At 34.3% G+C, this 21,634-nt stretch carries 14 protein-coding genes; all 14 read right to left on the bottom strand.

Annotated elements, in window-relative coordinates; translation table 11 throughout:
- Positions 1-39: 39 nt before the first annotated feature.
- The 14 genes from ACQ0RB_RS07340 to nrfD all read right to left on the bottom strand — a co-directional run bounded on the left by ACQ0RB_RS07340 (position 40) and on the right by nrfD (position 21,631).
- A complete protein-coding gene (locus ACQ0RB_RS07340) occupies positions 40-402 on the bottom strand; it encodes a VanZ family protein (protein WP_129760970.1) in 363 nt (120 codons plus the stop codon).
- A complete protein-coding gene (gene gcvH, locus ACQ0RB_RS07345; protein ID WP_129760969.1) occupies positions 395-775 on the bottom strand; it encodes a glycine cleavage system protein GcvH in 381 nt (126 codons plus the stop codon). The genes ACQ0RB_RS07340 and gcvH overlap by 8 nt, the downstream gene beginning before the upstream one ends.
- Before the next feature lie 93 nt (positions 776-868).
- Complete coding sequence (sprA, locus tag ACQ0RB_RS07350; protein ID WP_430497542.1) at positions 869-8,092, bottom strand: cell surface protein SprA; 7,224 nt, start codon at positions 8,090-8,092, stop codon at positions 869-871.
- 5 nt (positions 8,093-8,097) lie between these two features.
- A complete protein-coding gene (ruvA, locus tag ACQ0RB_RS07355; RefSeq protein WP_129760968.1) occupies positions 8,098-8,679 on the bottom strand; it encodes a Holliday junction branch migration protein RuvA in 582 nt (193 codons plus the stop codon).
- Between the two features lie 54 nt (positions 8,680-8,733).
- On the bottom strand, positions 8,734-11,031 hold the full coding sequence (locus ACQ0RB_RS07360) for an NADP-dependent malic enzyme (protein ID WP_129760967.1): 2,298 nt from the start codon (positions 11,029-11,031) through the stop codon (positions 8,734-8,736).
- A 54-nt stretch (positions 11,032-11,085) separates the two neighbouring features.
- Positions 11,086-12,012 carry a tRNA epoxyqueuosine(34) reductase QueG gene (gene queG, locus ACQ0RB_RS07365; RefSeq protein ID WP_430497545.1) on the bottom strand — a complete coding sequence of 309 codons (927 nt, stop codon included), beginning with the start codon at positions 12,010-12,012 and terminating at the stop codon, positions 11,086-11,088.
- Positions 12,012-13,352 carry a cytochrome P450 gene (locus ACQ0RB_RS07370; RefSeq protein ID WP_430497547.1) on the bottom strand — a complete coding sequence of 447 codons (1,341 nt, stop codon included), beginning with the start codon at positions 13,350-13,352 and terminating at the stop codon, positions 12,012-12,014. The genes queG and ACQ0RB_RS07370 overlap by 1 nt, the downstream gene beginning before the upstream one ends.
- Positions 13,353-14,375, bottom strand: a complete 1,023-nt coding sequence (gene ruvB / locus ACQ0RB_RS07375; protein ID WP_129760964.1) for a Holliday junction branch migration DNA helicase RuvB — start codon at positions 14,373-14,375, stop codon at positions 13,353-13,355.
- 84 nt (positions 14,376-14,459) lie between these two features.
- Positions 14,460-16,253 (bottom strand): cytochrome c oxidase subunit I, encoded by a 1,794-nt coding sequence (locus ACQ0RB_RS07380; protein WP_134200698.1) that lies wholly within the window; start codon positions 16,251-16,253, stop codon positions 14,460-14,462.
- A 36-nt stretch (positions 16,254-16,289) separates the two neighbouring features.
- Entirely contained in the window at positions 16,290-17,345 is a 1,056-nt protein-coding gene (locus ACQ0RB_RS07385; RefSeq protein ID WP_129760962.1) for a cytochrome c oxidase subunit II, read from the bottom strand.
- Between the two features lie 28 nt (positions 17,346-17,373).
- Positions 17,374-18,771, bottom strand: coding sequence for a quinol:cytochrome C oxidoreductase (locus ACQ0RB_RS07390; protein ID WP_430497550.1), 1,398 nt, complete (start codon positions 18,769-18,771; stop codon positions 17,374-17,376).
- A gap of 24 nt (positions 18,772-18,795) precedes the next feature.
- Entirely contained in the window at positions 18,796-19,353 is a 558-nt protein-coding gene (locus tag ACQ0RB_RS07395) for a c-type cytochrome (RefSeq protein WP_129760960.1), read from the bottom strand.
- Position 19,354: 1 nt separating this feature from the next.
- Positions 19,355-19,891 carry a DUF3341 domain-containing protein gene (locus ACQ0RB_RS07400; protein ID WP_129760959.1) on the bottom strand — a complete coding sequence of 179 codons (537 nt, stop codon included), beginning with the start codon at positions 19,889-19,891 and terminating at the stop codon, positions 19,355-19,357.
- Positions 19,892-19,900: 9 nt separating this feature from the next.
- Positions 19,901-21,631, bottom strand: a complete 1,731-nt coding sequence (nrfD, locus tag ACQ0RB_RS07405; RefSeq protein WP_134200696.1) for an NrfD/PsrC family molybdoenzyme membrane anchor subunit — start codon at positions 21,629-21,631, stop codon at positions 19,901-19,903.
- Positions 21,632-21,634: the final 3 nt, after the last annotated feature.

Genomic DNA, 21,634 nt, shown 5'->3' on the forward strand with positions numbered 1-21,634 from the left:
AAAATAACCAATTAATTGTTAAAAAAGCAAGTGATTTTTTTATTTTAACTTTAAGCTTTTACTAGACTTTATAATGACTACTCCTATTAGGATACCAATTGTATTGGCTGCTACATCATAAAAATCTAATGTTCTTAAAGTTGTAATTGTATTTTGTAACACCTCAATTATAATGCCATAAATTACTCCCACAGCAATTGTTACACCTATTTTATAGTTAAGGCTTAATGTGCGTAGGTAATTAAAACAAAGTAAGGTAAACCCTACATAGGCTGCGATGTGATAAAACTTATCATCCATTGATGAGCCTAAGCTTGGTAATCCATTAACATTTATAAGGCTAAGTATTGTTAAAGCTATAACGTAACCACCAAATAAAATTAATGCGAATTTTTTAAGCACCTATTAGTGTTTTATAATCTTCGGCAGACATTAAATTATCGAATTGAGAAACATCTGAACACTTTACTTTTATCATCCAACCGTCTCCATAAGGATCCGTATTTACTGTTTCTGGTTGGTCTTCTAAAGCTTCATTAAATTCAATGATTTCTCCTGATACAGGTAAGAACAAATCAGAAACTGTTTTTACAGCTTCAACTGTTCCAAAAATTTCTTCGGCTTCTAGAGTTTCGTCTAAAGTTTCAACTTCAACATAAACAATATCTCCTAATTCGCCTTGAGCAAAGTCTGTAATTCCTACAGTTACTACATCGCCTTCAATTTTAACCCACTCGTGGTCTTTAGTGTACTTTAAATCTGATGGTATATTCATCTTGTATAAAAATATTAATTACAGCAAATGTAATTTTTTAAATAAAGAATTTCAGGTGTTTTCTCTTATTTTTTATTAACAGCCTTTATATGTCTAGTTACCAAAATTATACCTTAGAGTAATACCAGATCGTATTGTGGTTTGTGGAAATGCTGTAGAAATAGCATACTCAGAAAACGTATAATCAAAATAGAATATTCCTGTTAGGTTTTTACTAAACGCATAATCTGCATTGTACTTAAACCCTAATATGGTTTGACCTGAAGTAATTTGATTATTATCTAAATCTAAATATCTAATTATGGTTTTATTATCTCTTATTGAGATATCTGCCGACATATTTAAATCACTTTTAATAATTTGTTTTGGTCCTGCAAGTTTAGAGCGTATTCTAACATCTTTTATTCTATATCCTAAACCAATAATGTATTCTTTACCTTGAATTTCAGTAAGTAGATTGTTATCAAAGCTTAATGACAGTACTCTGTCTTTTTTAATTTCGGCTAGAATTTTTATTGAGTTTTTCATTTCAAAATCCACTCTTACTAACGGACTGAATTGTTCTTCTAAGTTTATATTACTAAATACTGTTCTATTCTTGAAGTTTCCTGATTGGTCTAACACATTTGGATCTTGGTTAGCATAATCCATAGTTGGGTCAGCAGCTTGATAGTCTAGGTTAGTTCTAAACTGATTGATTGTATAACTAGATCTATAACCATGCGTTACAGAAAAACGTTTAAAGCGCTTTTTAAACCAGTTAAACTTCATGAAACCTGTATACTTTAACTGCCAGTTTGGAATTGGAACATCTCTAAATGCTCCTAATTTAATATTATCAGGATTAGTACCTTGATATGCCGATAAGAATGCTGGTAATAATACAGCTTGACTATTTTTACCAAATCCTAATGGATAACCTTCATCATCTACATCGTAAGTTGAGTTACCATAAAAGTTTCTCGCTAATCTATTAGCTATTACAAGTCTGTTTTCTCTAAAATTATCAAAAGCTTCCGATTGATTTTCGTCACTCTTACTAAACGCTGTTTTAATTAATGCTGTAGAAATATTAAAGTTACCATATGAATTTTGAATTAATGAATTATAGTCTAACTCGCCATCATTATCTAAATCTTCAACTCTAAAATTCTCAGTCATACTTTCAGAGTAAGTTCTGCTTCCAGTAAAGTCAATTTTTAAATCATTAATAGGCTCCATATTGGCTGCTAAATCCAATATTTTATTGGTAGTAGCCATATATTGTTGGTTAAACTCTGGAAATACAGTTAACCATCCATTTCTTGCTACTACATCTCTAATGTCTCTTTGACTACCAAAGGTATATCCAAACGTTGGCTTAAGTGTTCCTACAAATCCTGGTGTTCTTAAATAACCTGGTAAGAATGTTCCGTTATTTTCAGTATAATTTATTTGAATACGTTTTATACTCGTTAAAAGATCAATTCCAGCGTTTAGTATTTTGGTTCCTGCTCCAGCTTTAGAAGTAGAACTATTATTTCTTTGATTTTGGGCTGGTTTGCCATCTTTCCCTATTGCTGCAGGTGTCGCTCTAGTTCTTGCTCTTGTACGAGTTGGTTTTTTAACCAAACCTACATATCTATATAAATTCTCCATATTTAATGTAGAATTTATAGAGTGGGTATTTGCATTTTGTATTGAATTACCTAAGTTATAGGTTCTAGTTACATCGTTATCATCAGTATACTCAAAATCGGTATTAAGATCAGAACCTTTTTGCCACTGGAAATTTGCTGTATAAGAATACGTTGCCTTTAAGAAACTAAATGTTGGTATTTTATACAATGGAATGTCATAGTTAATCTGTAAATCCTGTGCTTGAATATTTGGATCTCCAAGATCAAAGAAACCATCCCAAACATCTAGAGTTGGGTCTTGACTTCCGTTAATTTGGTCATCAATAAAATAGTTTCTTACAATATTTTTATTTGCAGCACTAAAGTTTAAATTCAAACCATTAGTGATATTATAGTTAATAGCGTATTGGAAGTTGAACGTGTAATTTCTTCTAAATAACTCTTCAATTCCTATGTTATCTCCTCCCAATTCAACATCTCTAAACTTTTGCCTATTGAATTGTCTAATAATATCAGTATTAACAGAGAATGTTGTTGGCAACACATTAAAATTGAAATCTTTAAGTATCTTCCAGTATTTCCCTCTAAATAATGAATCGTTCTTTTTAAAAGGTTCAATAGGTTTTGGAGTAAAACTGTAGTTGTAGTTAACACCTGCTCTAATGTTTTGGTCTAAAGATCTTTCAATTTCAAAATCTCGATGCTCTACTTTGTTGTATGAATAGTTGAACGTTAAATTTTCAACATCATAAAAATGTGGTTTAGCTTCAGCTGAACGTTGCTTTTTAACACCAATAAAGTTAATACTCTTACGCTTAGTGTAATTTTCTGATTGTACTCTAATTTGCTCACGCTCTTCTTCAGTTTCTGCTGCATCTATCCTTGAGTCTAACGTAAGGTCGTTATAATACTGGTCGTATTTTGGTGTAATAAGCTCTTCACTCTGAGCATAATTAAATGGAATTTGAATTCCCCATTTTTTAGGTAATAATTGACCAAGCTGAACATTAGTAACCACATCATACTGTTGCACATCTTCTCTACTACGCTCATTAGGACGTTGCTCAACCGAACCAAATCCTGAAGTACTCTGTCTTCCTGTTGCACTAATGTTTGCAAAATCTGCAAAATTAGTATCAACACTAGCAATAGCTGCCCAACCACCTTCGTTTTCTAAATCAGATAAACGCAATTCATTTACCCAAACCTCTCCACAAACATCTTCGTTAGGGTTGATGTTTTTAACACCAACCATCAACACTCTAATATCTCCAAAGTTAGGATTACCTTTAATTGCCACACGCTGTTGACCTAAAGTATGTGGTGAAAATTCAGTAACAGGATCTGCACTTAACTCTCCATTTATAACATCGTAGAATGTAGGGTCAAGGTTACTTAATGTTTGTGCTGAAATTCCTCTTGATTTTATTTCTTGAAGTACTGATAACTGAATATTAATTTCATTTTCTTCAGGCCAAACATCAGTAGCAGACACACTTCCTGTTGATACTTTTAAAGGCACTTCAATTTGGTAGAAGTTTTGAGTTAAGTCATTACCCATTCTAATAAACCCAACTAATTCTTCATCATCTAAAGTTCCACTTTCTCCATCTTGAGCATGCATAAACATACGCAGTTTTTTATACTGACGCATGTCAACATTTATGTTCTTGAAAACTCCTTTAGAATCGGTTGGTTCTAAATTACAAATATTTAAAACTAATGATTGCTCATTTTGTCTAATGATATTGTTATTATTATTTAACTGTTCTAACTCAACTCCTGGAGGCAATACATAGTTTCCTTCGTTTTCTTGCAAACCAACTATACCGACACTAAACTCAGGGTTTGCACTGTTATTGTTTGAGTCGTTATCTAAATCTAATGTGTAACGTCTCCAATCACTACGTACAAGATCTAGAGTTGCAAAACGCAATGTTGTAGTTTCAGTAAATCCGTTAAGATACATTCTTGCAAAACGTACAGATCTAATATCTGTAATTCCTCCTACCGCTGAAGTTGGCTCAGAAATTGGAATTCTAAACTGATACCATTTTACTTCTCTTGTATCTCCATTTGGCAATACAACATCTCTTGTTTTTATATCATTAATTTGCTCATTAGTTGCAACTAAACTCGCAGGAGTAATATCAATTTCATACTCATAATAACTATCAATAGTATTCATTGTATTGTCTCTATTGATATCTTCAACATCTGGTTGTGTTGTAGAACCTCTGTTTGTTTCAGTAAAGGTTTCAGGAGAGTTTCCTTGTGTACCATTGTACTTCTTGTAACGCTCAAAAATATCTCCTGATGTATTTAAGAAATAGGTATAGTTATCATTTGAAGGATCTTCTAATCCAGCAAATGCAGGAAATTGTTGCGCTTCTTCAGCATCATCAAATCCATCATAACCAACATCTTGGTTTGTTCTTTCTTGCCCTAGAGTTGAAAACGTATAGATTAATGATTGGTTTTGTGGCACAGCCCAATCGGTTCCTGAGTTTAATAATGCTGATACATCACCATTTTCAGGAAGTCCATTTTCATACTGCTTTTTACCATCTTTTAAAATATCTTCAGAGATATTTCCTAAGTTGAAATAGAGCTTTCCTCCTGTACTGTTTTCGTTATCTAAAAATGGATCTTGCACCCAAAACTCAATATACTCTACATTGGCTTGTTCAAAATCGGTTGAAGTTATTTGTCTGGTAATTCCTGCCCAAGCTTGTGCTGGGTTATCAATTGTTCCATCAGATGTTGAAGGATCAAAATTGTATGGTCCTCTTTCGGTTGGATAATATCTTAAATCCAATGTATTAATAATGGTACTTTGACCTTGTACAATATCAACCTGAGGAAACACTTCGTCAATGAAAACACGTCTTGAGTATAAGTTTGACACATCATCATCTGAAATACCACTTGGTCTTTGACTACTGTAAAAAATTGGGTCAATTGTATACCAGTTTAAAAAGGCTCTATCAAAACCATTTTCTAAACCTGGTGCGTTTATAGGATCGTTTTCAGCAGCTCCATTTACAGTTCTTGGTCTACTCGATAAAAACCATGATTGAGGTGATAGTAAATCTATTGCTCCTTGAGTACCTTCAAAATCATCAACATAAGCTGTAGCTTCATTGTTAAAGTCGGTTCCTTTTGGAGCTCCAGGAGCTAAGTAAGCAAATTCCCCTCTAACCGATAAATTAGATGGCACATCAGTATCAATATTTGGTAGTTTATTTACTAATCTTGTAAAGAATGGAACTTCGGTTGAATAATTCCCATTAAATCCAAAAATGGTATTGTTTATAGGTTCAGTATTGTAGTTTGCTTTTTGTGTTATTGGTCGTTCACTTAAGTTTAAAAAAGTTGCTCCCAACACAAAATTCTCATTAAACTGGTGTTCTACATTTACACCTGCAAAACGTCTTGTTTGCTGACCAAACACTGCATTGTTTTCAACAGACACATTAATAGGTGTGTTAGATGCTTTAAGTGCTTCATCTAAAATTTGAACACGTCCTAATTGGTAATTTACTGTATAATCAATACCTTCAACTAGTGTACGTCCTCCAGCAGTTACTACTACAGAACCTCTTGGCACATTAAATGCTCCTAGAGGAATACCATCACCTCCTGATGATTTATAACTTCCCTTAATCTGGAATTTATTCTTTTCAATTTCATCTAAAGCAGCAGTTTTAGTCTTCTTATAAAGAATATCATACACATACTTTTCTTGGTTGGCGTTGGTATAGATATCAGCATCGTAGTCACCAGGGTTACTTGGGTCGTCTAACACATCAAATAAGTATTTACCAAATGGCTCTACCTTAGTGAATATTATTTTTCCGTTTTGCATTAAAACAGTTTGACCTTCAACAAAATCAAAGAACCCATCACCATGCAATTGTGGGTCATTATTGTAATTAAGTCGATCTAAGTGAAATAGTCTAATTAAAGGTGTTTCGTTAATAACTGAATCGTCTGTTGGATCGGTTGTATTGTTATCATACAACGGAAATGTTGTTCCTTCAACTGGTAAAATGTAGTTAACAGGAGACGCTTCAGTATAAAAAATGTTTAGTTTGAAATCCTCTTGACTTAATTGAAAAGCGCCAGTGTCATACACGTTCTTCATCATTAAGTCCCATATAGGTTCCTCAACACTAGTAATTGCACTTTTAAGCATTTTTAAAACCAAGCTATTGTTACTAACTACTTGGTTTCCTGAACCTGTATCAGTTGTTACTCCAGTAGCTTCAACACCATCGTTAGCAAATTCACCAACTTGGTATACTTGACCACCAACAGTATATTGAAAAGCAACTGCTAACACTTCATCGTTTAGCAACCTTTGATTTAATGAGATGTAACCCAACTGTGTGTTTAGCGTATAGTCATACCCTTCTTCTAACTTACGTGCATTTTCTAATTTTCCAAAGTCAAAACCTTCGTTTGCCGGAATATTAATACCTTGCTCTACAGTGGTAATATCTCTTACTAAATCATTAAGGTTAGAACCAGCTCCACCTATATTTGTCGGGTCAAAACCATTATTACTGTTATCAGGCAGTGCGCCTGGGTTTAGTATGTTTACACCAGAACCGACAATTTCAGACTCTCCTAAATCCTGAAAAGCAGCAATGTTTCTTACGTTATCAGTTTGATTGCTTCGGTTAGTTACCCAAACCTCTATTCTAGTAATCTGAATATTATTATTTATGTATGGGTAACGCATCATAGACGCATCATACGTTTCCCTAAAATATTGCGAAAGGAAAAAGTGTCGGTTTTCGTCATAGTCTCTTGCAAAAAACGAGAACTCCTCAAGTGTTCCTCCTCCTTGAGCTACTACTGACTGCGACTGTGATTTCTGTTCAGAAAAAACTGCTGTGACTCTTGTTTTACCAAATTGAAGTTCGGTCTTTACACCAAATAAACTTTGCGCTCCAGTAATTAATGAACTGTTAAGCGGCATACTTACGTTACCAACTTCAATTTTTCTTACAATATCATCTTCGGTTGGTGTATATTCTAACTTTATTAAGTTTTGGAAATCAAATGTTGACTCGGTATCATAATTTGCAGTTACCTGTAATCTTGTACCTACTTTACCTAATAAACTTAAACTTATACGTTGGTCAAAATCAAAGGTGAAATTACTTCTGTTTCTTGGTGAAAATGAAGGGTTATCTTGCTTTGTAAACAATACTCCTAAGTCCATTTCAACCGAACCTTGAGGAACTACCTCGATGGTATTACCTCCAAAAATAGTTTCAAAAAAACCTGAGTCTACATAAAACTCTGGTAATAAGTTTTTTTGTTCTTCTTCAGTCCCTTCCTTTTTACCTTCAGCAGCATCAATTTTTTGTTTGTAGTAGTTCCTTAACTGCTCTTGTATTACTAATCTTTGATATTCAGCAGGTGTTAGAATAATTGGATAATTGATATTGAAATCGCCTACTTTTTCAGTGTAAATGTATCTGTCAGTTAAAGGATCGTATGTATACTTTGAAACAATGCTGTTAGGATTTGGCATTTTTATATTTCCTAAGGCATACCCTGTTTTTGTTGTATCAGATTCTTCAGCATCTTCTTGTGAAAACGCAAAAGTGCTGCACAGCATAGCTAAACTAAAAAGCAGGTATTGTAATAATGTCGGTTTAAAAGTATAGTTAGTTGTCCTCAAATTGATTATAAGTTTTTTAAAGCCTCTTTTATAATTGCTTCAATGCTTGCATCTGGCTGATTGGATATAATTTTATCTACAACTCTTTCAGACTGTTTTTTAGCAAATCCTAGAACTTCTAAAGCAGATAACGCTTCATCTTTGTTTGTATTGCTTTTTGGGGCCGAAAGTTCGTCAATATCATACACTTTCAAAATTTTATCTTTTAAATCCAAAATAACTCGTTGAGCTGTTTTGGCTCCAATACCCTTTATAGATTGGATTAGAGCCACATCTTCCATAGCTATTCCTTCTCTAACTTGTTTGGGTGTTAACGAAGACAACATAGTACGTGCAGTACTAGCTCCTATACCACTTACCGATATAAGTAATCTGAAAATTTCACGTTCAGCTAATGATGAAAATCCAAAAAGCGTGTGCGAATCTTCTTTAACCTGAAGATGCGTGTACAACTTAAGATGCTCTTTATCTGGAATTTGAGAAAACGTGTGTAGCGAAATATTAAGCAAATAGCCCACTCCATTACAGTCTATCGTAACATCAGTTGGGTTTTTCTCTACAAGTTTCCCTTGAATATGTGTAATCATTAACTAATCCTTAATTAACCTCTCAAATGTAATAAAATTATTTGCATTACAAATCTACTTGGTCGATTGGTTTTCTAACTCCCACTTTTCTTTTTGCTGAGCATCAATTACCGCAATAGCTGTCATGTTTACAATTTCATCTACACTTGCATCCAATTGTAAGATGTGAACAGGCTTACGCATTCCCATCATTATTGGTCCTATTGAGTCCGCTTTATTAAGTTCTTTAAGCAGTTTATAGGTGATGTTTGCAGAATCTAAATTTGGAAAAATGAGTGTATTTACTTTTCTGCCTGCTAATTTTGAAAACGGAAAGATATCTTGTAGCATCTCACTGTTTAAAGCAAAATCGGTTTGCAATTCTCCATCTACAATCATATCAGGATAGTAACGATGCAAATAAGACACTGCTTCTCTTACTTTTGATGCACGCTCATTTGTTGACGAACCAAAATTGGCATACGACACCATTGCCATTACAGGTTCCATCCCAAACATTTTTACTACTTTAGAAGTCATTTGAGCAATTTTTGCTAAGTCTTTAGATGAAGGGTCAATATTTATTGAGGTATCACTTAAAAACATTGGTCCACGTTGTGTCATCATTAAGTTAGTAGTCGCTACTCTCGATGCTCCCTTAGCTAAACCTATAAGCTCTAACATAGGTTTTACTACTGAAGGATAGCTTCTAGAGTAACCAGAAATTAAAGCATCAGCATCTCCTGTATTAACCATCATTGCTGCAAAATAGTTTCGCTCGCGCATGATTTTTTGAGAAGAATATAATGTAACACCACGTCGTTTACGTTGTTGCCAATAGACTTCGGCATATTTATTTTTACGCTCTAACTCTTCATCTGACTTAGGGTCGATAATTGGAACATCAGCATCAAACTCAATTTCTTCTTTAAGTTTTTCAATTTCATCTCGTCTTCCTAATAAAATAGGATGCGCAATTCCCTCATCATAAACTATTTGAGCAGCTTTTAATACATCTAGCTGGTCAGCTTCAGCAAATACCACTCGTTTTGGGTTTAGTTTTGCTCTATTGACAAGTAAACGTACAATCTTATTATCTGCTCCTAAACGCTCTAATAGTGACTCTTTGTATTTATCCCAATCATCGATAGACTCTTGAGCAACTCCACTTTCCATAGCTGCTTTTGCCACAGCAGGAGGAACCTCTCCAATCAATCTTGGATCAAAAGGTTTTGGAATGATATATTCTTTACCAAAGGTTAAGTGCGTTTCTCCGTAGGCTATATTAACTTGCTCAGGCACTGACTCTTTTGCTAAACGTGCTAATGCAAGTACAGCAGCCATTTTCATTTCTTCATTAATCTTGGTAGCTCTTACATCTAGAGCACCTCTAAAAATAAAAGGGAAGCCAAGTACATTATTTACCTGATTAGGATGATCGCTACGTCCTGTAGCCATAATTATATCATCTCTAGTAGCTATTGCTAAATCGTAAGCAATTTCAGGATCTGGGTTTGCCATAGCAAAAACTATTGGGTCTTTTGCCATAGACTTAAGCATTTCGGGAGTTACGATGTTAGATGTTGACAGTCCTATAAACACATCAGCATCTTTCATTGCTTCTTCTAAGGTGTCAATTTTCCTGTGTGTAGCAAACTCAGCTTTTTCTTTTGTAAGGTTTTCTCTGTCTTTTCTGATAACACCTTTACTGTCTAACATAACCATGTTTTCAAGATTTGCACCACACGATTGGTACAAACGCGAACATGATATTGCAGCAGCTCCTGCTCCACTAATAACTATTTTAACATCTTCAATGTTCTTTTCTGCTAGCTCCAATGCATTTATTAATGCAGCAGCAGAAATAATAGCTGTTCCATGCTGGTCGTCGTGCATTACAGGAATATCTAACTCCTCTTTTAAACGACGTTCAATTTCAAAGGCTTCGGGAGCTTTGATATCTTCAAGGTTAATACCTCCAAAGGTTGGCGCAATATTTTTAACCGTTTCAATAAACTCTTCAATATTTTCGGTGTCTACCTCAATATCAAATACATCAATATCGGCAAATATTTTAAACAGCAAACCTTTACCTTCCATAACAGGTTTAGAAGCCTCAGGACCAATATTACCTAGTCCTAAAACAGCTGTTCCATTAGAGATTACGGCAACAAGGTTACCTTTAGTAGTATATTTATAGACGTTGTTTTTATCTTTTGCAATTTCAAGACAAGGCTCTGCAACACCTGGTGAATATGCTAATGACAAATCTCTTTGGCTTGCATATTTTTTGGTAGGTATAACCTTAATTTTTCCTGGAGTTGGTTTGGCGTGATACACCAAAGCCTCACGACGTTTGCTTTGTTTACTCATATAAAAATTGGATTAATATGAATTTACAAATGTAGTAATCCTTTCTATGAAACTCTAATCTTTCAAAAACTTAATATTTCGTGTAAGTCCTGAATACTTGGTGCGTTTTACTGCTGATTTTTTAAACACCTTTTTAAAAGTGTCTTCTGTAATTTCATCCCAGTCCTTCTTGGTCATTTCTAATAGTTCAGGATGTGGATTGAATAATGGTTCATTGTGTGGTTTTGAAAATCGATTCCATGGACAAACATCTTGACACACATCGCAACCAAACATCCAATCGTCGGTTTTATTCTTAAAGTCTGATGGAATATTATCTTTTAACTCAATGGTTAAATACGAAATACATTTACTGCCATCTACCACATATGGTTTTACAATGGCTTCTGTTGGGCAAGCATCTATACAGGCAGTACAGCTCCCACAATGGTCTGTAGTTGGTGAATCGTAATCTAATTCTAAATCGATAATTAATTCAGCAATAAAATAAAACGAGCCTACTTTTTGGGTTAGTAAATTGCTGTGTTTACCTATCCAACCTAATCCACTTTTTGCTGCCCAAGCCTTATCTAAAACTGGTGCTGAATCTACAAACGCACGTCCTGACACTTCACCTATTTCGTCTTGAATGAATTGTAATAGTTGTTTTAATTTATCTTTTATTACAAAATGGTAATCGGTTCCGTAAGCATATTTTGACAATTTATAGCTTTCGGTGTTTTGAGTTTGGGAAGGAAAATAATTAAGTAGTAACGATACTACACTTTTAGAACCATCCACAAGTTTTGTTGGATCCAAACGTTTGTCAAAATGATTTTCCATATAACGCATTTCACCATGCATATTCGCGTTTAACCATTTCTCAAGACGAGGTGCTTCTGCTTCTAAAAACTCTGCTTTACTTATACCACACGATAAAAAACCTAACCTTTTAGATTCCTCTTTTATAAGCTTTGTATATTTTGAAGTTTGGCTGTTCATTAAGCTCTCGGTTGAAGCCTAACAATGGCATTTTTAGGCTTAAGCGTTATTAATGGATTTATTTCAATGGTATCTTTAGTTGGAAGAATTTCAAACCTAAGTAATACTTCTGAAATGGCTATAATCATTTCATACATAGCAAAATTGTTTCCTATGCATTTTCTTGGTCCTGCTCCAAAAGGAAAATACTGTGAGGAGTAGCTTTTAGCTTTTTCAGGAGAAAAACGATTGGGATTAAACTCATCTGGGTTTTCCCACAGGTCTTTGTGTTTATGAATTTCTATAATAGATAATAAAATACTACTTTCTTTTTTAAACTGATAGGTTTTAAAACTATCATCTTCAATATTAACACGATCTATAAAGTATGCTGGTGGATACAGTCTTAGAGTTTCTTCAACCACTTGTTTAGCATAAGCTGACATAGCAATTGCAAACATTATATCTGTATCATGTTGTTCTAATACTTGTTGATACTGCTCTACTACTTTTGTTTGCCAGTTAGGATGTTGTGCTAATAATTGTACTGCAAAGCTTAGGGCATTTGCTGTTGTTTCATGTCCTGCAACAAACAAAACCAAAATCTCATCTATAAGTTGTTCGTCACTCATTTGAGAGCCATCGTCATAACGTGTCTGCAAGAGCATATCTAACAAATCGTTATACTCTACGGAAGAATTCCTACGCTTATCAATAATAGTTTGCAAAACATCTCTTGAATCTTTTGAGCGAGATAAGTGTTTTTCAATAATTCCGAAATGTTTAAAATACCAAGCCAAGTAAGGTTGTCTTAATTCTTTCACTAACATTTCTTGATTTTCTTCGGTCACATCTTGGAGTAGTTTAATTTCACTGTCAGATGCTGCATTACTAAACAATGCCTTTACAACTACTTTAAACGCTAAATTGCTAAACATTGGTAAAACATCAATATCCTTATTAGGTTCAATTGATGTTAATTCATCTACAATAGTTTGTTTTATGACTGTTAGTAAATGTTCAATGTGCTTTTTATGAAATGCTGGTTGAATAAGTTTTCGTTGTGTCCGCCAATGGTCACCTTCGGCTGTGAGTAATCCTTGACCTAAATACTTTGCAAGATCTTTAGTTTGAATAGGTGATTTTTTATAGTTCTTCCAGTTTTTCTGCAATACATATTCAGCTAGCTCTGCATCACGAGAAAATATAGCATAATTTTTGGGTCCTACATTTAGTTTAAATGTGTCTCCATAACGTTCAAAGTTTTTATGATGGAATGGTAGCGGATTATTAAGTATAGATATTGCTTGCCTTAAAAAAGTAAAGGTTGAAACCTCTGGTATGTTTTTTACAACACTCATCTAAAATAAACCACCTTGTATATTGCCTTTTACTCTTCCAAGGTGTTTATAAGCTTGTTCTGTCACTTCTCGTCCTCTAGGTGTACGCATTATAAATCCTTGTTGAATAAGGAAGGGTTCATAAACTTCTTCAATAGTTTCGGCACTTTCACTTACTGCAGTAGCCAAAGTAGTGATACCAACTGGTCCACCTTTAAACTTATCAATGATAGTGGATAGAATTTTGTTATCCATTTCATCTAGTCCATGCGCATCCACATTTAAAGCTTCTAAAGCAAATCGTGCAATTTTAATATCAATTGTTCCATTACCCTTTATTTGAGCAAAGTCTCTAACTCTTCGTAATAAAGCATTGGCAATTCTAGGAGTTCCTCTACTTCTACCTGCAATTTCTACAGCAGCTTCCATAGAAATTGGCACGTTTAATATTGATGCACTACGTTGTACAATGGTTGTTAATAGTTCGGTATTATAATATTGTAACCTACTACTAATACCAAAACGCGCACGCATAGGAGAAGTCAATAACCCTGAACGAGTGGTTGCACCAACTAATGTAAACGGATTAAGATTGATTTGTACTGTTCTTGCATTGGGTCCAGACTCAATCATAATATCAATTTTGTAGTCTTCCATTGCAGAGTAAAGGTACTCTTCAACAATGGGACTCAATCTATGAATTTCATCAATGAACAGTACGTCACGCTCTTCTAAATTGGTTAACAAACCAGCCAAATCACCTGGTTTATCCAACACAGGCCCTGAAGTTACTTTGATACCAACATTAAGCTCGTTAGATAAAATATGTGCTAAAGTTGTTTTCCCTAATCCAGGAGGTCCATGAAATAGTGTATGATCTAATGCTTCGTTACGCAAATTAGCTGCTTTAACAAAGACCTGAAGGTTTTCCAATACTTGATCTTGACCAGTAAAATCTTCAAAAGATAAGGGTCTTAATTTCTTTTCAACATCCAGCTCTTCTGGTGTGAAGTTTTCGTTTGTTGGATCTAGGTTTTCGTTCATACTAAACAAATATAAAGAAAAAGCCTCTCTATTTCAGAAAGGCTTTTTAATATCTTTTAAGATTCTTGCTCTATCAAGAATTCATTAATGTTGAAGTTCTTCTTCGCCATCTTTCATTGGCACGTTTTGAGGCACATAATCTTCATCATGCCCTGGTTTACTATAGTCGTAAGCCCAACGGTGAACATGAGGAATTTCTCCTGGCCAGTTACCATGTATATGTTCAACTGGAGTAGTCCATTCTAAAGTGTTAGATTTCCATGGGTTTTTCTCAGCTTTCTTACCAAAGAAAATACTAGAAAAGAAATTGTATAAGAATACCAACTGGAATACACCACCTACTAAGGCGAATACAGTAATAATAACGTTAACATCTGCTAAGTCATCAAACAATGGGAATGCAGAGTTAGTATAATAACGTCTTGGTAATCCTGCCATACCTATAAAGTGCATTGGGAAAAATACTCCATAAGCACATACTGCAGTTGTCCAGAAGTGAACATAACCTAAACGTTTGTTTAACATACGTCCAAACATTTTAGGGAACCAGTGGTAAATACCAGCGAACATTCCGTAAAGTGCAGAAATACCCATTACTAAGTGGAAGTGAGCTACAACGAAATACGTATCGTGTACGTTAATATCAAGCGCACTATCTCCTAAGATAATTCCTGTTAAACCTCCTGTAATGAATGTAGAAACTAATCCTATTGAAAACAGCATTGCTGGATTCATTTGCAGATTACCTTTCCACAGTGTAGTGATATAATTAAATGCTTTAACAGCTGAAGGAATCGCGATTAATAAAGTTGTAAATGTAAATACAGACCCTAAGAATGGATTCATACCAGAAATAAACATATGGTGACCCCAAACAATTGTAGATAAGAATGCAATTGCTAAAATAGAGGCTACCATGGCACGATAACCAAAGATAGGTTTACGTGAGTTAGTCGCTATAATTTCTGAAGTAATACCTAGTGCTGGTAATAATACAATATACACTTCAGGGTGACCTAAGAACCAGAATAAGTGCTCAAACAATACTGGAGATCCACCTTGATAATGCAGTACTTCACCTTGAATAAAAATATCTGATAAGAAGAATGATGTACCAAAACTTCTATCCATTATTAATAATAAAGCAGCTGATAATAATACTGGGAATGAAATTACACCAATAATAGCTGTAATAAAGAATGCCCAAATAGTTAAAGGCAATCTTGTCATAGACATTCCTTTAGTACGAAGATTAAGTACTGTAACAATATAGTTTAACGATCCTAATAATGATGACGCAATAAATATTGCCATAGATACTAACCATAAAGTCATACCAGCACCTGAACCACCTTGAGCCATTGGTAATGCAGATAATGGAGGGTAAATTGTCCATCCTGCTGCAGCTGGTCCAGCTTCAACAAATAATGACAACACCATGATAACACTAGATAAAAAGAATAACCAGTAAGATACCATGTTTAAGAATCCTGATGCCATATCTCTAGCACCAATTTGTAAGGGAATTAAAAGGTTACTAAATGTACCACTCAAACCTGCAGTTAGTACAAAGAATACCATTATAGTACCATGAATGGTCACTAATGCCAAATAGATATCAGCATCCATTACACCTTCAGGTGCCCATTTACCTAATAATGCTTCAAAAAGTACATTTGGCTCTTCAGGCCATGCAATTTGCATACGAAACATCATAGACATTAAAATACCTATAACACCCATTATAGTACCTGTAATTAGGTATTGTTTGGCAATCATTTTATGATCCTGACTAAATATATACTTAGTCACGAATGTTTCTTTATGATGATGTCCGTGATCGTCGTCGTGTGCGTGAATATCTGCGTGTGCTGACATAATCTTATATCGTTTTAATACTTTTTAATTGGTTTATTATAAAGATTCTTTGAATGTTTTTTGCTCTTTCATCCAAGCATCATACTCTTCTTGAGTTTCTACTATTATTTTCATTTGCATGTTGTAATGCGACTTACCACAAATTTTGTTACATAATAATAAATAGTCAAACTCATATCTTAAATCTTGTCCTCTAGCTTCAACAGCTTCGCTGTTTTCAACTCTTATCTCATTAATGTGAGCAACCTTATCAATGATATCAGGGTTTTGTCTCATTTCTTCGGTTGTAATAGTTGGTGTAAATCCAAACTGAGTAATCATACCAGGAACACAGTTCATTTGTGCTCTAAAGTGAGGCATGTATGCAGAGTGTAATACATCTTGAGAACGCATTTTAAATAATACTGGTCTACCTACAGGAAGGTGTAATTCTTTAACAATTACATCATCGTGTCCGTTAGGGTCAGATTCGTCAATACCTAAAACATTAGCTTTATCAATATCAATTAATCTAACGTTAGCCATACCTAAAACATTATCGTCTCCAGCATATCTAGCAGTCCAGTTAAATTGTTGAGCATATAACTCAATAACTAATGGATCTTCGTCTTCATCAATATTCATAATGCTAGTCCAAGTAAATAATCCGTAGATAATTAAACCAGCTAAAACAATTACAGGAATAATAGTCCAAATTGCCTCTAATGTGTTATTATCAGCATAGAATAATGCTTTTCTACCTTTTTCTCCTTTGTATTTGTAAGCAAAGTAGTGTAGCAAAAACTGAGTTATCGTTTGAACTATAAATATGATTACCATTGAGATAATCATTAAGTTATCTATTTGAGGTCCATGAGCTGAAGCTGAATTGGACATTAGAGGTAAATCTCCCCATTTTACAAAACAAACAATTGTTATTACATAAATGAAGATTAAGAAACCTATCATTAAATAGCCATTAATTGTATTGTCTTTATCATTTGCTACTTGGCTATTGGTGTTACCTACTTGAGCTAAGTCAAATATTTTAACCATTTGCCAAATTGCAACAGCTATGAAAAGTACTATTATAGTTGTTAAAAAAGCAGTCATTGTCGTTTCTCTTCTTTATTTATTTTAATTAATAATGGAAATGTTCACTCTCTTTAATAAATGGGTTTCCTTTTGCAAGTAAAGGTGCTTTAGTCAATGCAGTGAATACTACGAAAATAAACAGTCCTGCAAATAACATTATTGAACTAATTTCAGACACACCAATATACCATCTATCTCCTACTGTTGCAGGCATAATCATATTGAATATGTCTAAATAGTGCCCACAAAGAATTACTATACCAGCCATAACTACAAACCAAGGAATACGTTTGTAATCACTATTCATTAATACTAATAATGGGAACACAAAGTTCATTACTACCATACCTAAGAAAGGTAATTGGTAATCTTGGAAACGCGTTACAAAATAAGTTACCTCTTCTGGAATGTTAGAATACCAAATTAACATAAATTGAGAGAACCATAAGTATGTCCAGAAAATACTGATTGCAAACATGAACTTAGCTAAATCGTGTAAATGGCTATCGTTTACAAACTCTAAGTGACCTCTAGACTTTAAGTACATAGTTATCATTGCAATTACTGTAATTCCACTTACAAACATACTTGCAAAAACATACCATCCAAATAAGGTAGAGAACCAGTGAGGGTCAACACTCATAATCCAATCCCAAGACATCATAGATTCAGTATAAATATAGAATACTAAGAATGCAGCAGAAATACGGAATGTCTTTTTAAAGTTACTGTTATCGTTAATATCAGCATTATCTTGAGCTATTGAGAACTTACGAGCAAAATGACGGTAAATACTCCAACCAGCTATAAATATTAATCCACGAATTATGAATCCTGTCATATTTAAGAATCCTGATTTACCTGCAACTAACTTGTCATAATCTTCGTGATCTGGGTTAGTCATATTTTCATTCATCCAAACAAAAATACTATTGTGTCCTAAATAGTGTGAAGCAACTGCAATTGCTAATACTATTAATCCACCAGGTAATACATAAGATGTTATCCCTTCCATAACTCTAAACAGTACTGGAGACCATCCTGCTTGAGCTGCATATTGAATTGCATAAAATGCAAGTACTCCTAAAGCTATCATGAAAAAGAAAAATGCTGCAACGTATAATGCTGCCCAAGGTCTATTGTGTATTTGGTGCATTACATGCTCTACATGTTTTTTGTGGTCGTCACCATGACTTACATCTGAATTAGCATGAGCGTTAGTTGCATGAGCATCTGTAGTGTTGTGAGTATCATGAGCAGGTGAAGCATGCGCTGCATCTTCTCCATGACCTCCACCATGATGTGAAGCTGACTCAGCCACTAACATGGTTTCAACGTCTTCAAAAGATTTATGAGATGTCATAAAACCATAAACAACGCCTATTGCCCCAATAATCATTAATGCAATAGAAAGTGTCTTTAATTTATTTGAAAATGTGTACATATCTATATATAATCTTTATCTGTCTTATTTTTCTAAATCAGCTTTTAATTTCATTACATAAGCAACTACTTGCCAACGCTCTTCTTCGTTCAATTGGTTTGCATAAGAACCCATTGCGTTCTTACCATAGTATATTACATGGTAAACACTACCTTCGGTAATTGCTCTTCCAACATCATCATAACTAGGTATACCTAGTATCTTTTCACGCTTTACAAGGTTACCTTGTCCGTCACCTTTATTACCATGGCAAATACCACAATAAATATCATAAAGTTCTTTTCCTCTAGTGAAATCTACTTGAGTAGAATCTAATTTATTAGTCAGTGTAGCTTTTGCAAGCTCATATCCTTCAGTTGTGTTATCAATATCAAAAGGAGTATGTCCTCTTGGAATTGTTCCTTCTACAGGCAATTGACCTTCTTTTCCGTTTTTAAATGCATCAGACTCTGAATATGTTTCGTAACCTACAGACTCGTACATATTAGGCATGAATTGGTAATTAGGTCTTGAATCTTTTTTACAAGAGACAAACGCTACTAATACTAATGCTATAACTGCTACTTTAATTAAGCTCTTCATATTAATGTGCTTCTTCTTTATCTACTAAATTAATTTCTACTGCACCTGTTTCTTTAAGTAAACTCTCAAGTTCTTCTTCATTTCCATGAACAGCTATCTCCATTAAGAAATGGTCGTCAGTAGTTCTTGGATCTGGGTTTTCAGCTTTTTTGAATGGCCACATTCTACTACGTAAATAAAATGTAATTACCATTAAATGGGCAGCAAAGAATACTGTTAACTCAAACATAATTGGCACAAAAGCTGGCATATTTTCTATGTAGCTAAAACTTGGTTTTCCACCTATGTTTTGAGGCCAATCTTTAATCATGATAAAATTCATCATGGTAATAGCAACAGTTAACCCTACACAACCATACATAAATGCAGCAATTGCAATACGTGTTGGTGCTAATCCCATAGCTTTGTCTAATCCATGAACTGGAAAAGGTGTGTATACTTCTTCAATATGATGTTTTGCTGCTTTAACTTTTTTAACCGCAGACATTAATACATCATCATCTGTATAAATAGCGTGAATTACTTTTGAAGATTCCATATGCTACTTTTAGTTTATTAGTTTTTTAGCTTGTCCAGACCAATCATCACGTTCTGCTCTTCCTGGGAAAGAACCAGTAATTTCATCTAACAAGTCGTATTCTCTCTTTGTCATTTTACTTACCTGAACGTAAGTAAAAATACCTATACTGTTAAGTACGTCTTCCATTTTTGGACCAATACCATTAATCACCTTAAGGTCATCAGCGGTTTGTGTACTTGGGTCGAACTTACCTATACTTTCAAATAAGCTATTTACTTTATCAGTATTGTCCTTTACTTCAGCTTTTGGTGCTGATTTTACTTCAACAGCTTTACCTGAAGTTCTTTCATCTGCTCCAGTACCTGATAAACTTTCACCAGCTTCTCTTATTCTCTTATATCTTTCTCCTGAAGATTTTAAAATAGTCTTAACCTCTGCTTGAGCGATTACTGGGAATGTTCTAGAGTATAATAAGAATAGTACAAAGAAGAATCCTATTGTCCCAATGAAAATTCCAATATCAACAAACGTTGGAGAGAACATTGTCCATGAAGATGGTAAGTAATCTCTGTGTAATGATGTAACGATAATTACGAAACGCTCAAACCACATACCTATGTTTACAACAATAGAGATAAAGAACGAGAACATAATACTAGTACGTAGTTTCTTAAACCACATAAACTGTGGAGAGAACACGTTACAAGTCATCATCGCCCAATATGCCCACCAGTAAGGACCTGTTGCTCTGTTAAGGAATGCATATTGTTCATACTCTACACCAGAATACCAAGCAATAAATAACTCAGTAATATAAGCCACACCTACTATAGAACCTGTAATCATAATTACAATGTTCATTAACTCGATGTGTTGTACAGTAATATAGTCTTCTAGGTTACACACTTTTCTCATAATGATAAGAAGTGTGTTTACCATTGCGAATCCTGAGAAAATCGCACCAGCAACGAAGTAAGGAGGGAAAATTGTAGTATGCCATCCTGGGATTACTGAAGTTGCGAAGTCAAAAGATACAATGGTATGTACAGAAAGTACAAGTGGTGTAGCTAAACCTGCTAATACCAATGATACTTCTTCAAAACGTTGCCAATCTTTAGCACGTCCTGTCCAACCAAAACTGATTAGAGAATATATTTTCTTTTGGAAAGGTTTTACTGCTCTATCACGAATCATTGCGAAATCAGGTAATAAACCAGTCCACCAGAATACTAATGATACTGATAAATAAGTTGAAATCGCAAATACATCCCAAAGTAATGGAGAGTTAAAGTTAACCCATAGTGAACCAAACTGGTTTGGAATTGGTAATACCCAATATCCTAACCATGGACGACCCATGTGAATAATAGGGAACAATCCTGCTTGTACTACTGAGAAGATTGTCATCGCTTCTGCAGAACGGTTAATTGCCATTCTCCATTTTTGACGGAATAAAAGAAGTACTGCAGAAATAAGTGTTCCTGCGTGACCAATACCTACCCACCATACAAAGTTGGTGATATCCCAAGCCCAACCTACGGTTTTATTTAAACCCCAAGTTCCAATACCTGTTGATATGGTATATAAAATACATCCAATTCCCCAAAGAAAAGCTACCAGTGAAATTCCAAAAACTATCCACCACTGCTTATTTGCTTTACCTTCAATAGGTCTTGCCACATCCACAGTAACATCGTGGTATGATTTTTCACCTGTAACTAAAGGTCTTCTAATAGGTGCTTCGTAATGAGACGCCATAAT

The organism is Gaetbulibacter sp. PBL-D1, from assembly GCF_050509525.1.
GTDB lineage: Bacteria > Bacteroidota > Bacteroidia > Flavobacteriales > Flavobacteriaceae > Gaetbulibacter_B > Gaetbulibacter_B jejuensis.